Consider the following 13,511-nt stretch of genomic DNA (forward strand, 5'->3'; position numbering starts at 1 on the left):
GTCACTGTCCTTCCCGGTCGGCAACGACCGAAGCGTAGGAGTTCCTGCCCCTTGAAGTACTCGCGTCACGCGCGTCAACGTCATCCACAGGACCGCCCGCCGGGCCGCCCACCGCGGCGTGACCGCCGGTGGAACCGAAGCCCCCCTCGGCCCGCGCCGAACCGGGAAGTTCCGCGACCTCGTGGAAGCGCACCTTCTCGACCTGCTGGACGACCAGTTGGGCAATCCGGTCGAAACGCTCGAACCGCACGCTCTCGCGCGGGTCCAGATTGACCACGATCACCTTGATCTCCCCACGGTACCCGGCGTCCACCGTCCCCGGGGCATTCACGAGCGCCAGACCGCAGCGGGCCGCCAGGCCGGACCGGGGGTGCACGAACGCGGCGTACCCGTCGGGCAGCGCGATGGAGACGCCGGTGGGCAGCACGGCCCGCTCGCCGGGGGCCAGCTCGCAGGCTTCGGTGGTCACCAGGTCGGCCCCGGCGTCGCCGGGGTGTCCGTACGACGGAAGCGGTACGTCCGGGTCCACCCGGCGAATCAGTACGTCGACGGGGTTACGGCTCATGGGTTCACCTCGAAGGCGCGGGTGCGCCTGACCTGATCGGGGTCGGCCATGGCCGCCTGGATCTCCTCCGGGCGGCCGTTGTCGATGAAGTGGTCGACCTTGACTTCAATGAAGAGGGCGTCCGCGCGGACCGCGACGGGCCCGTCCGGGCCGCCGATCCGTCCGGTCGCCGTGGAGTAGATCTTGCGGCCGTGCACGGCGGTCACCTCGGCGTCGAGGTGCAGCACGGTGCCGACGGGTACCGGACGGGCGAAATCGGTCTCCAGCCGCCCCGTCACCGCGATGACCCGCAGCAGCCAGTTCAACGATCCGAGCGTCTCGTCGAGCGCCGTCGCCAGTACGCCGCCGTGCGCGAGGCCGGGGGCTCCCTGGTGGGCGGGCTTGACGGTGAACTCCGCCGTCACCCGCACGCCGGGCCCATCGCCCGCCCGCGCCTGGAGGTGCAGCCCGTGCGGCTGCCCGTCGCCGCACCCGAAACAGTGCTCGTAGTGCGCGCCGAGCAGCTCGCCCGGGGCGGGGGCTTCGGGGTGCCGCACCGGGGCTATGGCGTCGGCGGGGGGCGTCAGAGTACTCACAGCCGCAGACCTTACCCGCGTACGGATGGGCAGGTCGCGCCGTGCCAAGCTAAGCGGTATGCAGTCCTACGAAGAACGCCTGACCGCGCCCCGCTCCTGGTGGTTCATCACCGTGGGGGTGGGCATCGCGTGCGGCTTGATGCTGCTGCCGGTCGGCCCGCTGCCGATGCTGGGTGCGGTGATCGTCGGCATCCTGCTGTCGGGTGCGCTGGTCAGCAGTTACGGGTCGGTGCGGATCAGGGTGGTGGCGGGCTCGCTGGTGGCGGGCGACGCCCGGATCCCGGTGTCCGCACTGGGCGACGTCGAGGTGCTGGACGCCGAGGAGGCGCGCGCCTGGCGCACCCACAAGGCGGACCTGCGCGCCTTCATGCTGCTGCGCAGCTACATCCCGACGGCGGTGCGGATCCCGGTGACGGACCCGGACGACCCGACCCCGTACGCCTACCTCTCCACCCGCCACCCGCAGGCCCTCGCGGACGTCCTGGCGGCGGCACGGGCGACGGACCAGCCCCTCCCCTAGCCCCTCCGGGCCCGACCCCTTCCTAGCCCTCCGGTTCGTCGCGCTCCTTGCGGCCCGCTTCGAGCTCCTTGAGCTCGCGCGCGTGGTCCAGCGGGGGCAGCTCCGGCAGCGCGTCCCACGGGACCTGTCGCGTGCGCAGGTCCCTGCGGATGTGCTCGGCGAGCTTCTTGGTGTCGCGGCGGTTCATGACGGCGCCGACGGCCGCCCCGACCATGAACGGCATCAGGTTCGGCAGGCTGCGCATCATGCGCTTCATGATCTGCTGGCGCAGCTCGCGCTTCATCTGCCCGCCGAGCGCCGCGTTCAGCGTGGTGGGCTTGGTGAGGTCGACGCCGCGCTCCTCGGCCCAGGAGCCCAGGTAGGCGAAGGTGCGCTGCTTGAGGTTGCCGGGCGGACGCATGCCGTAGACCTCGTGGAGTTCCGCGATGAGCTTGAGCTCGATCGCGGCGACGCCGGTGATCTCGGCGGCCAGTTCGGCGGGCATGGCGGGCGGTACGGGCATCATGGCGGCCGCGCCGATGCCCGCGCCCACGGTGGAGGTGCCGTTGGCGGCGCCCGCGACGAGCTTGTCGGCGAGCTGCTCGGGGGTGAGCCCGGGGAACTGCCTGCGCAGGGTCGCGAGGTCGCGTACGGGCACGCGCGGGGCGTTCTCGATGACGCGGTCCGTGAGGTGGGCGAGGGCCGCCTTCGCGCCTTCGCCGCCCTTGCGGACGCCTTGTCTGAGGGCGGGCACGCCGTTCTTCAGCGCGGGGACGCCCTTCTTGAGGGCGGGGACGCCCTTGGTGAGAGCCGCCAAGCGCCGGGTCCCGGTCACGGACCCCTTCGAACCGGCGGGCGGGACCGCGAGGCCCTGCTCGCCGCTCTGTACGCCGGCGGCTTCTCCGGGTGTGCCGTCCGCCTCGGAAGAGTCCCCGTGGGTGGACGGCACGAGGGCGGAGGACTCGGCGGACGCCTCAGTGGCGTCCGTCGGGCCGTTCCCGCCCGGTTGTACCTCTTGTGCCTCCGACGCCTTCTTGCGCCGGAAAGGCCGCTTCCTGAACGGTGTCGCGCCAGTCACGGCCGACCCCGTCCTAGTCGCAGTCGCGGCAGATCGGCTGGCCGTTCTTCTCGCGGGCCAGCTGGCTGCGGTGGTGGACCAGGAAGCAGCTCATGCAGGTGAACTCGTCGGCCTGACGGGGCAGCACGCGAACGGACAGTTCCTCATTGGAAAGGTCCGCTCCGGGCAGCTCCAGCCCTTCAGCCTGCTCGAACTCATCGACGTCGACGGTCGTGTTCGACTTGTCGTTCCGCCGTGCCTTGAGTTCTTCGATGCTGTCCTCGTTGAGGTCGTCATCGGTCTTACGTGGGGTGTCGTAATCCGTTGCCATGTCGCTCTCCCCCTCTGGGTGGTTGCGGTGTCTCCAGCGCAGTAACGCGTGAGAGGCCGGACTTGTGCCCGACCTGAGGCGGAGATTTTGCCTCACATCAAGGTCTGTTACTCAATCGACACCTCAGCCGCACTCCGTGGAGTGATCGTCTGGGATGGCGATCGGGACCGTACACGGTCCGAATGTCGCACCGCCCGGGCACCAACCCGTGTACTTCCCGTGATCTCACCCCCGGGAAACCCGGACTTTTACCAGGTTTCGGAAGGGTTGGTGATCACGGAGAGTAGGTGACCGGAAAATGCGACCTGTGATCGATCACACACGGAACTGTCGGGTTTCCGTCCCGAAAATTCCGCTTAAAGCGAACACATTGGCGGCTTCACCAGTCGCCGCGATCCGGTGTCCCCAGGGGACTCAGACCGGAAGCGTGACGCGCATGACGAGACCGCCGCCCTCGCGAGGCTCCGCGATGATACGGCCTCCGTGAGCCCTCGCGACGCTGCGCGCGATGGACAGCCCCAGGCCGACGCCCTTGTCACTGCCCGTTCTCTCCGTGCGCAGCCTTCTGAACGGCTCGAAGAGGTTGTCGATCTCGTACGCGGGAACCACTGGACCCGTGTTCGAAACCACCAGCACGGCCTGCCCGTGCTGGATCTCGGTGGTGACCTCGACCCAGCCATTGTCGGCCACGTTGTACCGAACCGCGTTCTGAACCAGGTTCAGCGCGATCCGCTCCAGCAGGACGCCGTTGCCCTGGACCACTGCGGGCTTCTGCTCCCCGCGCAGCTCCACGCCCTTGCCCTGGGCCTCCGAGCGGGCCTGGTCGAGGGCGCGGGTGGCGACCTCGGCCAGGTCGACGGGCTTGCGCTCGACGATCTGGTTGTCGCTGCGGGCCAGCAGCAGCAGGCCCTCCACCAGCTGCTCGCTGCGCTCGTTGGTGGCCAGCAGGGTCTTGCCGAGCTGCTGGAGCTCCACCGGTGCCCCGGGGTCCGACAGGTGGACCTCCAGGAGGGTCCGGTTGATGGCGAGCGGCGTACGGAGCTCGTGGGAGGCGTTCGCGACGAAGCGCTGCTGGGCGGTGAAGGCGCGCTCCAGCCGGTCCAGCATCTCGTCGAAGGTGTCCGCTAGCTCCTTCAGCTCGTCGTCCGGGCCGTCCATCTCGATGCGCCGGGTCAGGTCCGTACCGGCCACCCGGCGGGCGGTACGGGTGATGCGGCCCAGCGGCGACAGGACGCGTCCCGCCATCGCGTACCCGAAGGCGAAGGCGATGACGCTGAGACCGACCAGGGCGAGGAGAGAGCGGTTCAGGAGGTCGTTGAGGGCCTCCTGGCGCGCACCGCCGAGGCAGGAGCGCAGCACCGTGTTCAGCTCGTCGTTGTTCCGGGCCACGTCGAGCGCGGGACACTGCCCGCTGGAAAGGTGGACCCCCTGGCCCTTCACCTGGAGGTCGGGCCACTGGGTGCCGTCCCGCAGGGCCTGTGCGGTCAGCAGGTAGATGATCGACAGCAGCAGGATGCCCGCGATCAGGAACATGCCGCCGTAGAGCAGCGTGAGCCGTATGCGGATCGTCGAGCGGATCCACGGGAAGGCCGGTTCCGGCTGGCGGGGGTCCCAGGAGGGTTTGGGCGGCGCGGCTGGTGGGGCGGGTGTGGTCTTCACCGCCGCCTCAGATCCGGTAGCCCGAGCCGGGCACCGTGACGATGACGGGAGGCTCGCCCAGCTTGCGGCGCAGGGTCATGACGGTCACCCGCACGACGTTGGTGAACGGGTCGGTGTTCTCGTCCCACGCCTTCTCCAGCAGCTGCTCCGCCGACACCACGGCGCCCTCGCTGCGCATCAGCACCTCCAGCACCGCGAACTCCTTCGGCGCGAGCTGGATCTCCCGGCCGTCGCGGAAGACCTCGCGCCGGTTGGGGTCGAGCTTGATGCCGGAGCGCTCCAGTACGGGCGGCAGCGCGACGGTGGTGCGACGCCCCAGGGCGCGCACGCGGGCGGTCAGCTCGGTGAAGGCGAAGGGCTTGGGGAGGTAGTCGTCCGCCCCGATCTCCAGGCCCTCCACGCGGTCGCTGACGTCGCCGGAGGCGGTGAGCATCAGGACGCGGGTGGGCATGCCCAGCTCGACGATCTTGCGGCAGACGTCGTCGCCGTGCACGAGCGGGAGGTCGCGGTCCAGGACCACGACGTCGTAGTCGTTGACCCCGATCCGCTCCAGGGCGGCGGCGCCGTCGTACACGACGTCGACGGCCATGGCCTCCCGGCGCAGTCCGGTGGCCACCGCATCGGCGAGCAGCTGCTCGTCCTCGACGACGAGTACGCGCACGTCGGGTCCTTCCTGTGGTGCCCGGCGGAACGTCCTGGGAGAACGCCTCCGGGCAGGGGTGTGTGGACCTCCATCCTGCCCGTTTCAGTCGTAAACCGGCTGTAAGGCGGCTTGCGGGGCGCTCCGGGCCGACGGCGGGCGGCCGGGCGGAGCCGCGACTTCCATGATTCTCGGGGGAGTTGAGGTTTCTTGGCCGCACGGCCTGGGGAGGACGTCTAAACACCCGCGATCACGCCCCGTATGCGGCGCGCCACAGCCCGCTCTGTCCCCCCAGGGAGTGTCCAGAGGGAATGCGCCGACGGGGGTGCGTGTGATCGAACAACCCTCGGCACACCCCCGTGCCACCGACCCATGACGAGGGGGCGCACCCATGGACGCTTTCACCACCAGTCTCCTGAAGCGCATAAAGGACACCGAGTCGGACCTGTCCCGGGCCCGGGAGGCAGGCGACGACTTCCTCGTGGACGTCGAGCAGGAAGAGCTCGACGACCTGCACCAGCTCGCGGCCGAACACGGCGTGGAGATCGACATGGCCGCGTAAGCGGTACGTCCACGGGCGGAGGGCCCCCGTCCGGCTGCGCGCCGGATCGGGGCCCTCCGTCGTGCCTGCCCTCGGGCCTGGTCAGTCGTGCCAGGCGCCCAGGTCCTCCAGCAGGGTCTGGAGCGGGGCGAAGACGCCCGGGGAGGCGGCGACCGTCAACTCGGCGGAGGCCGGGTCGCCGGGCCTGCCGCCGGTCAGGGCGCCTGCCTCGCGGGCGATCAGGTCACCTGCCGCGTAGTCCCAGGGGTTGAGGCCGCGCTCGTAGTAGCCGTCGAGCCGCCCGGCCGCGACGTCGCACAGGTCGACGGCCGCGGAGCCGCCGCGCCGGATGTCGCGGAAGCCCGGGATCAGCTGCCCGGCGATCTCGGCCTGGCGCTTGCGGCGGGCGGCGAGGTAGCCGAAGCCGGTGCCGACGAGAGCCTGGGCGAGGGGTGGGGAGGGGCGGACCGTCAGCTTCTGGTCTGTGCCGGAGGGACCGTCGCAGTAGGCGCCGCCGCCGAGGACCGCGCGGTAGGTCTCGCGGCGCATGGGGGCCGCGACGACGCCGACCACCGTCGTGCCCCGGTACTCGGCGGCGATCGAGACGGCCCAGGTGGGCAGGGAGTAGAGGTAGTTGACGGTGCCGTCGAGGGGGTCGACGACCCAGCGGACACCGCTGGTGCCCTCGGTGGCGGAGCCCTCCTCGCCGAGGATGCCGTCGTGGGGGCGGCGTTCGGCGAGGAGGCCGGTGATCAGCTTCTCGGCGGCGAGGTCCATTTCGGTGACGACGTCGACGGGGCTGGATTTGGTGGCGGCGACGGTGAGGGTGTGGGGGCGGTTGTCGCGGAGGAGGTCGCCGGCGAGGTGGGCGGCTTCGAGGGCGATGCGGAGGAGCTCCGCCTTGAGGGGTTCTTCGTCGGTCACGGTTCTCCCGGGGGCTCTGAGTGCGTGCGGGTGGGTGGGGGCTGGGGTTCAGGCCGCTGCGCGGGGCATTTCTCCCCTCCCCGCCCCTTCCCGAAAGCGCTGGCCGCGCGGCTGATCCCGGGTACGTGCGGGTGCGTCGTGGCTGGGCGCGCAGTTCCCCGCGCCCCTGAATGCCCCCCGCCGTGGCACCCTCCCTACGCGTACGGAGAGTCCGCGCCCGCCGCCGCCGGTTTCGGGGAGCGGGAGGGGCAGCAGCCGACCGGGCAGAGGTCGTGGCTGGGGCCGAGGGAGCCCAGCGCGCAGGGGCGGACGGCGAGGCCCCGTTCGGTGGCGGCACGTTCGAGGAGGAGTTCGCGGACCGCGGCGGCGAAGCGCGGGTCCGCGCCGACGGTGGCGGAGCGGGCGACGGGCAGGCCCAGTTCGGCGGCCTTGGCGGTGGCCTCCGTGTCCAGGTCGTACAGGACCTCCATGTGGTCGGAGACGAAGCCGATCGGGACCATGACGACGGCGGGAGCACCCGCGCCGTGCAGCGCTGCGAGGTGGTCGCAGATGTCGGGCTCCAGCCACGGGATGTGCGGTGCGCCGGAGCGGGACTGGTAGACGAGCTGCCAGGGGCGGTCGGCGACGCCCGTGGCGTCCTGGACGGCGTCGGCGATCAGGCGGGCGACGTCGAGGTGCGCAGCGACGTAGGCGCCGCCGTCCCCGTGTGCCTCGACGGGGCCCGAGGCGTCCGCCGCCGCCGTCGGGATGGAGTGCGTGGTGAAGGCGAGGTGCGCGCCGTCGCGGACGGCTGAGGGGAGTTCGGCCAGGGAGGCGAGGACGCCGTCGGCCATCGGGCGTACGAAGCCGGGGTGGTTGAAGTAGTGGCGGAGTTTGTCGACTCGGGGCGGGGTCAGCCCCTCCGCGCGCAGCGTCTCGATCGACTCGGCGAGGTTCTCCCGGTACTGGCGGCAGCCCGAGTAGGAGGCGTAGGCGCTGGTGGCCAGGACGGCGATGCGCCGGTGGCCGTCGCGGGTGATCTCGCGCAGGGTGTCCGTCAGGTACGGGTCCCAGTTGCGGTTGCCCCAGTAGAGCGGGAGGCCGTCGAGGCCGTGCCCGGCGAAGTCCTCGCGGAGGGCGTCCAGGAGGCGGCGGTTCTGCTCGTTGATCGGGCTGATGCCGTCGAAGAGGAAGTAGTGCTGCCCCACCTCCTTGAGGCGCTCCTCGGGGATGCCGCGGCCCCGCGTCACGTTCTGGAGGAACGGGACCACGTCGTCGGGGCCCTCGGGACCGCCGAAGGAGAGCAGCAGCAGGGCGTCGTAAGGGGTCGCGTCGGACGCTTCGAGGAGCGAGTCGCCGAGGACCGCATCGGGCTGATCAGGCATGCCCCGATCCTGCCACCCGCCTCCGACAGCCCCGCACCCGACACAGATCACACGAGCGGCACGCCTTTTCGCTACGTAACCTGTACGAACCATTTACACGTGTTAACGGCGCCGGCCCCCAGAGCGCGCCCGATCGGCGGAGCGTTACGTTGCCCAGTCCCTACCGCACCATATTCGCCGCCCCCGGCAGCAGGAGCTTCTCGGCGGCGGGCCTTCTCGGCCGGATGCCCCTGTCCATGATGGGCATCGGCATCGTCACCATGATTTCCCAGCTCACCGGCCGTTACGGCCTGGCAGGCGCCCTCGCGGCCACGCTCGCCATGTCGGCGGCGGTGTTCGGGCCGCAGATCTCCCGGCTGGTCGACCGGCACGGCCAGGGCCGGGTGCTGCGCCCGGCGACGCTGGTGGCCGCCGTCGCCGTCGCCGGACTGCTGGTCTGCGCCCAGCAGAGCGCCCCCGACTGGGCGTTGTTCGTCTTCGCGGCGGGCGCGGGCACGGTGCCCAGCGTCGGCTCGATGGTCCGGGCCCGCTGGGCGGCGATCTACCGGGGCTCGCCGCGCGAGCTGCACACCGCGTACGCATGGGAGTCCATAGCCGACGAGATCTGCTTCATCTTCGGGCCGATCGTCTCGATCGGCCTGTCCACGGCCTGGTTCCCGGAGGCGGGCCCGCTAATCGCGGGCGTCTTCCTGCTGATCGGCGTCTTCTGGCTGACCGCTCAGCGCGCCACGGAGCCGGTGCCGCATCCGCGTGATCCCCACCGGAAGGGCGGCTCCGCGCTCAGGTCGTCCGGGCTCCAGGTGCTGGTGGCCACCTTCGTCGCGACGGGCGCCGTCTTCGGGTCGGTCGACGTGGTGACGGTGGCGTTCGCGGAGGAGCGGGGCCACAAGGCGGCGGCGAGCCTGGTGCTGGCCGCGTACGCGCTCGGATCGTGCCTGGCGGGCGCGGTGTTCGGGTTGCTGCATCTGAAGGGGTCGCCCACGAAGAGGTGGCTGCTGGGTGTGTGTGCGATGGCCGTGAGTATGATCCCCCTCCAACTGGCCGGGAACCTTCCGTTTCTGGCCGTGGCGCTCTTTGTCGCGGGCCTTGCCGTCGCACCGACGATGGTGACCACGATGGCCCTCGTCGAACAGCACGTACCCCGCGCCAAACTGACCGAGGGCATGACCTGGACCAGTACCGGTCTCGCCGTCGGCGTCTCGCTCGGTTCGTCCGCCGCAGGGTGGGCCGTCGACGGGATGGGGGCGGACGCGGCGTACGTGGTGTCCGTCGTGTCAGGGGCTCTCGCGGCCGCGGTGGCGTTCCTGGGGTACCGCCGGCTGGGCAGGCCGGCAACGACTCGGGGAGGGTACGGCGCCGATGAGCGACACCACGAAGACGAGCACCGCCTGGCGTAACTGGGCGGGCACCGTCACCGCCCGCCCCGCGCGGGCGGTGACCCCCTCGTCGGTCGAGGAACTGGCAGAGGCGGTACGGAGTGCCGCCGCCGAGGGCCTGAAGATCAAGCCGGTCGGCACGGGGCACTCGTTCACCGCCATAGGGGCCACCGACGGCGTGCACGTCCGCCCCGACCTGCTCACCGGCATCCGGCACATCGACCGCGAGGCGGGCACGGTCACCGTGGAGGCGGGCACTCCGCTCAAGCGCCTCAACGTGGCGCTCGCCCGTGAGGGTCTGTCGCTCACGAACATGGGCGACATCATGGAGCAGACGGTGGCCGGTGCCACCAGCACCGGAACCCACGGCACCGGCCGCGAGTCGGCCTCGCTGGCCGCCCAGATCACGGCACTTGAGCTGATCACGGCGGACGGCCGCGTCCTGACCTGCTCCGCGAAGGAGAACCCGGAGGTCTTCTCGGCCGCCCGGATCGGTCTGGGCGCGCTCGGCATCATCACCGCGATCACCTTCGCCGTGGAGCCGATCTTCCATCTGACGGCGCGCGAGGAGCCGATGAGCTTCGGCCAGGTCACCTCGGAGTTCGACGCGCTCGTCGCGGAGAACGAGCACTTCGAGTTCTACTGGTTCCCGCACACCGGCAACTGCAATACCAAGCGCAACAACCGCACCCTGGGCCCCGTCGCCCCGCCCGGCAGGATCGCCGGGTGGATCGAGGACGAGTTCATGTCCAACGGGCTCTTCCAGGTGGTCTGTTCGCTCGGCAGGGCCGTGCCGCGCACCGTCCCGGCCATCGCCAAGGTCTCCAGCCGCGCCCTGTCCGCACGCACCTACACGGACATTCCGTACAAGGTCTACACGAGCCCGCGCCGGGTGCGCTTCGTGGAGATGGAGTACGCCCTGCCGCGCGAGGCGGCGGTGGAGGCGCTGCGCGAGGTGCGGTCGATGGTCGAGCGCTCCCCGCTGAAGATCAGCTTCCCGGTGGAGGTGCGCACCGCCCCCGCCGACGACATCGCGCTGTCCACCGCGTCCGGCCGGGACACCGCCTACATCGCGGTCCACATGTACAAGGGCACCCCGTACCAGGGGTACTTCACCGCCGTCGAGCGCATCATGACCGCTCACGGGGGCCGGCCGCACTGGGGCAAGATGCACACCCGCGACGCCGCGTACCTGGCGGAGGCGTACCCGCGCTTCGGGGAGTTCACGGCGCTGCGCGACCGGCTCGACCCGGACCGCCTGTTCGGCAACGACTACCTGCGGCGCGTGCTGGGCGACTGACGGGGCGTTACGACGGCGGAGCGGCCCGGCTGCGCCTCTGGGTGCCCGCAGGACCCCCAGAGGCGTCCGCAGGGCACCCGGAGGCGCTCAGGACGCCGGGGTGCCCTCGTTCGCCCCAGCAGGCGGCACGGGGGCCTGCTGGCGCCCCTGGACGCCTTCCGCGCCGCCCTGCTGGCCCTTGCCGTCCTGGGCGCCGCCGCCGTCCGGGGCCTTGGTGGGCGACGGGGGCTTCGGCGTCTCGCCCCCGGTGGTGCCGCCGTCGCCCGTGGTGCCACCGGTGCCGGTGGTGGGGTCCGGGGTCGGGGTGACGCTTGGGTCGGGGGTCTCCTTGCCGCCCGTGGTGCCCGTGGTGGGGTCGGGGGACTTCTCGCCGGTGCCCTTGTCGGGGGTCTGGCCGGTGCCGCCCGTAGTGTCCTTCTCGGGGGTCCGGCTGGCGGGCGGCTGCTCGGCGGGCGGGGTCCGCTTCTCGTTGTTGCCGGTGAAGACACCCTCGATCGCGGGCTTGCTGCGACCGTCGAGGGGCTTCGCGATCACCTCGTACGCCGTGATCCCGCCCATCGCGATCGCGAACACCACCGCCGCCCCGATCGCCGACCGTTTCCAGCCACGCACACGCGTGCCGTGCACGGTCGCCTCGCTGAACCCGCCGTCACTGGGGACCTGCCCGTCGCCGAGCCCTGTCGGCACCTCGACGGTCCGCAGGACGCGGGTGGCATCGGTCGTGCCCTCCCCGTGCGGCGGCCTGTTCTTCGGCTTCGCGTGGACCGTGACCTCGCGGATCTGCTCGCCGGTGCGCTTGAAGACGTGCTGGAAAATCGTTCCGCCACTGGTGGCGACGACGCTGACCACCCCCGCGCCGATGACCGTCCCGTACACGCCCAGCTTGGACGCCAGCACGGCAGCGACGACCGCGGCCACGGCACTGCCCGCGACCTGCGCCACGCTCAGGTCGATGCGGCGCTTCGCCGGTTCTTCACCGGTATCCAGCTTCTTGTCCATCTCCAACCTCTGTTTGCCCATCCGTTACACCTTGCTACAGGAAGGGACATTTGGGCGAAGTGAAAAGTTCCGCTTCTGATCTTTCTGTGAATCAGGACACCCGACGGCGTCAGACGGTCGCGCGCGGGGCAGGAGGGCGCTCGCGGGGCCGGTCGTCCGAGGGTGTGACAACTCCCGTGGCTGGGGAGAACTTCGGTGGCGCGCCGGTCCACCCATGTGGCCCGAATGGAGTACTGTGGCGAGCCCTGGATCTGGTCTCCCCCATGGGCGTCCGGACCCTTCGGGAGGGGGCCGAACGGCACTCGTACCGGCGGCGCCGCGGCATCGAACGGGTACCTGCTACACAGGGTGACCAATGGTTACTTTGCGTCGACAACAGGTCACCGTGCCATAACGGCGAACCAGGGCGCAACGCCCGACACGCCGGGCAACACGGCAAGGTAGTGGCAGGCTGCACCCGGGCAGGCCACACTCGACTAGCGGAAGCAGCGACGCACGTGACGTCGGCAGGCACCACCCGGGAGGTCCCCATGCCCGAACTGCGTGTCGTGGCCGTCAGCAACGACGGCACACGGCTGGTTTTGAAGGCTGCGGACAGCACGGAGTACACGCTTCCGATCGACGAGCGACTGCGTGCCGCCGTCCGCAACGACCGCGCCCGACTCGGCCAGATCGAGATCGAGGTGGAGAGTCACCTCCGCCCTCGCGACATCCAGGCGCGGATACGAGCAGGAGCCTCTGCCGAAGAGGTCGCCCAGATGGCCGGAATCCCGGTCGACCGGGTGCGCCGCTTCGAGGGCCCCGTGCTCGCCGAGCGCGCCTTCATGGCCGAGCGCGCACGGAAGACGCCGGTGCGGCGTCCCGGTGAGAACGCGGGACCGCAGCTCGGCGAGGCGGTGCACGAGCGGCTGCTGCTGCGCGGCGCCGACAAGGAGACGGTCCTCTGGGACTCCTGGCGTCGTGACGACGGCACCTGGGAGGTCCTCCTCGTCTACCGGGTGGCGGGCGAACCGCACTCGGCGAGCTGGACGTACGACCCGCCGCGCAGGCTGGTCGCTGCCGTGGACGACGAGGCGCGCTCGCTGATCGGCGAGAGCGACGACCTGCCCGCGGCTCCCGAGCCGAGCTTCCCGTTCGTGCCCCGCATCGCGCGGCTGCCGCGCGACCGGCCGCTGGACCGGGCCCTCGACCGTTCCCTGGAACGGCCGCTGGACCGTGCCCTGGACCGGCAGCTGGAGCGGCCCTCGCCGCCCGTCATGCCTGCCATGGACGCGGACGACGGTGGGTCCGAGCGCGATTCGCTGACCAGCCTCCTGGAGGCCGTGCCCAGCTTCCGAGGGGACATGGTGGTGCCGGAGCGTCAGGTTCCGCCGCCTCCGCCGGAGCCGCCGACGGCGATCGAGGCGGACGAACCCGAATCCGTACCGGAGGAGCCCCCCGCGGCCGCCGGGGCGGGTGCGGCGTACGCGGACGTACTGATGCCGCGTGCCGTGGCGGGCCACCGGGACCGGCTCGTCGGCACGACGGACCGGCAGGCGGAGGCGGACGGCGTACGTCCGGGCCGCCGGGCCGCGGTGCCGAGCTGGGACGAGATCGTCTTCGGCACGCGCAGGAAGAAGCAGGAGTAACACGGGAGCAGCAGGAGTAGACGGCGGTACGTCGTCGTGGTGAAGGGCCCGTA

The 13,511-nt window shown here is 71.2% G+C and carries 14 protein-coding genes; 5 read left to right on the top strand and 9 right to left on the bottom strand.

Annotation, left to right across the window (positions count from 1 at the left end; genetic code table 11):
• Position 1: 1 nt before the first annotated feature.
• On the bottom strand, positions 2–565 hold the full coding sequence (dut, locus tag OG897_RS19530; protein WP_266658477.1) for a dUTP diphosphatase: 564 nt from the start codon (positions 563–565) through the stop codon (positions 2–4).
• Complete coding sequence (locus tag OG897_RS19535; protein ID WP_266658478.1) at positions 562–1,140, bottom strand: PaaI family thioesterase; 579 nt, start codon at positions 1,138–1,140, stop codon at positions 562–564. The genes dut and OG897_RS19535 overlap by 4 nt, the downstream gene beginning before the upstream one ends.
• Before the next feature lie 58 nt (positions 1,141–1,198).
• On the opposite strand from OG897_RS19535, the gene OG897_RS19540 reads away from it, so the two are divergent.
• The gene (locus OG897_RS19540) at positions 1,199–1,660 is read left to right on the top strand and encodes a DUF3093 domain-containing protein (RefSeq protein WP_266658479.1); all 462 of its coding nucleotides are present in this window, start codon (positions 1,199–1,201) and stop codon (positions 1,658–1,660) included.
• A 22-nt stretch (positions 1,661–1,682) separates the two neighbouring features.
• Here the strand turns inward: OG897_RS19540 and OG897_RS19545 are convergent, their stop codons facing one another.
• From OG897_RS19545 to OG897_RS19560, 4 genes are all read right to left on the bottom strand, one after another.
• Positions 1,683–2,717, bottom strand: coding sequence for a hypothetical protein (locus OG897_RS19545; RefSeq protein WP_266658480.1), 1,035 nt, complete (start codon positions 2,715–2,717; stop codon positions 1,683–1,685).
• A 13-nt stretch (positions 2,718–2,730) separates the two neighbouring features.
• Positions 2,731–3,027, bottom strand: a complete 297-nt coding sequence (locus OG897_RS19550) for a DUF4193 domain-containing protein (RefSeq protein WP_185026814.1) — start codon at positions 3,025–3,027, stop codon at positions 2,731–2,733.
• A gap of 414 nt (positions 3,028–3,441) precedes the next feature.
• Positions 3,442–4,686, bottom strand: a complete 1,245-nt coding sequence (locus OG897_RS19555; protein WP_266658481.1) for a HAMP domain-containing sensor histidine kinase — start codon at positions 4,684–4,686, stop codon at positions 3,442–3,444.
• Between the two features lie 7 nt (positions 4,687–4,693).
• Positions 4,694–5,347 carry a response regulator transcription factor gene (locus OG897_RS19560; protein WP_185026810.1) on the bottom strand — a complete coding sequence of 218 codons (654 nt, stop codon included), beginning with the start codon at positions 5,345–5,347 and terminating at the stop codon, positions 4,694–4,696.
• Positions 5,348–5,717: 370 nt separating this feature from the next.
• Here OG897_RS19560 and OG897_RS19565 point away from each other — a divergent pair, with 370 nt between their 5' ends.
• Positions 5,718–5,888 carry a hypothetical protein gene (locus OG897_RS19565; protein ID WP_266658482.1) on the top strand — a complete coding sequence of 57 codons (171 nt, stop codon included), beginning with the start codon at positions 5,718–5,720 and terminating at the stop codon, positions 5,886–5,888.
• Between the two features lie 81 nt (positions 5,889–5,969).
• Here OG897_RS19565 and OG897_RS19570 read toward each other — a convergent pair whose 3' ends face one another.
• The gene (locus tag OG897_RS19570) at positions 5,970–6,791 is read right to left on the bottom strand and encodes an inositol monophosphatase family protein (protein WP_266658483.1); all 822 of its coding nucleotides are present in this window, start codon (positions 6,789–6,791) and stop codon (positions 5,970–5,972) included.
• A 194-nt stretch (positions 6,792–6,985) separates the two neighbouring features.
• Positions 6,986–8,155 carry a ferrochelatase gene (locus OG897_RS19575; RefSeq protein ID WP_266658484.1) on the bottom strand — a complete coding sequence of 390 codons (1,170 nt, stop codon included), beginning with the start codon at positions 8,153–8,155 and terminating at the stop codon, positions 6,986–6,988.
• A gap of 149 nt (positions 8,156–8,304) precedes the next feature.
• Here OG897_RS19575 and OG897_RS19580 point away from each other — a divergent pair, with 149 nt between their 5' ends.
• Complete coding sequence (locus OG897_RS19580) at positions 8,305–9,552, top strand: MFS transporter (RefSeq protein ID WP_266658485.1); 1,248 nt, start codon at positions 8,305–8,307, stop codon at positions 9,550–9,552.
• Positions 9,515–10,831 (top strand): D-arabinono-1,4-lactone oxidase, encoded by a 1,317-nt coding sequence (locus tag OG897_RS19585; protein ID WP_266658486.1) that lies wholly within the window; start codon positions 9,515–9,517, stop codon positions 10,829–10,831. The genes OG897_RS19580 and OG897_RS19585 overlap by 38 nt, the downstream gene beginning before the upstream one ends.
• An 87-nt stretch (positions 10,832–10,918) precedes the next feature.
• Here OG897_RS19585 and OG897_RS19590 read toward each other — a convergent pair whose 3' ends face one another.
• On the bottom strand, positions 10,919–11,851 hold the full coding sequence (locus tag OG897_RS19590) for a hypothetical protein (RefSeq protein ID WP_266658487.1): 933 nt from the start codon (positions 11,849–11,851) through the stop codon (positions 10,919–10,921).
• A 509-nt stretch (positions 11,852–12,360) separates the two neighbouring features.
• Between OG897_RS19590 and sepH the strand changes: the two genes are divergently transcribed.
• A complete protein-coding gene (gene sepH, locus OG897_RS19595; RefSeq protein WP_266658488.1) occupies positions 12,361–13,458 on the top strand; it encodes a septation protein SepH in 1,098 nt (365 codons plus the stop codon).
• The last annotated feature ends 53 nt before the right edge of the window (positions 13,459–13,511 follow it).

Origin of the sequence: Streptomyces sp. NBC_00237 (assembly GCF_026342435.1) — a bacterium.
In the GTDB taxonomy this organism is placed as follows: domain Bacteria; phylum Actinomycetota; class Actinomycetes; order Streptomycetales; family Streptomycetaceae; genus Streptomyces.

What these genes read in the sequence shown, in the direction of transcription:
- dut (WP_266658477.1), bottom strand. Translation starts at nt 565, where the DNA reads ATGAGCCGTAACCCCGTCGACGTACTGATTCGCCGGGTGGACCCGGAC.
- OG897_RS19540 (WP_266658479.1), top strand. Translation starts at nt 1,199, where the DNA reads ATGCAGTCCTACGAAGAACGCCTGACCGCGCCCCGCTCCTGGTGGTTC.
- OG897_RS19550 (WP_185026814.1), bottom strand. Translation starts at nt 3,027, where the DNA reads ATGGCAACGGATTACGACACCCCACGTAAGACCGATGACGACCTCAAC.
- OG897_RS19565 (WP_266658482.1), top strand. Translation starts at nt 5,718, where the DNA reads ATGGACGCTTTCACCACCAGTCTCCTGAAGCGCATAAAGGACACCGAG.
- OG897_RS19575 (WP_266658484.1), bottom strand. Translation starts at nt 8,155, where the DNA reads ATGCCTGATCAGCCCGATGCGGTCCTCGGCGACTCGCTCCTCGAAGCG.
- OG897_RS19585 (WP_266658486.1), top strand. Translation starts at nt 9,515, where the DNA reads ATGAGCGACACCACGAAGACGAGCACCGCCTGGCGTAACTGGGCGGGC.
- OG897_RS19590 (WP_266658487.1), bottom strand. Translation starts at nt 11,851, where the DNA reads ATGGGCAAACAGAGGTTGGAGATGGACAAGAAGCTGGATACCGGTGAA.
- sepH (WP_266658488.1), top strand. Translation starts at nt 12,361, where the DNA reads ATGCCCGAACTGCGTGTCGTGGCCGTCAGCAACGACGGCACACGGCTG.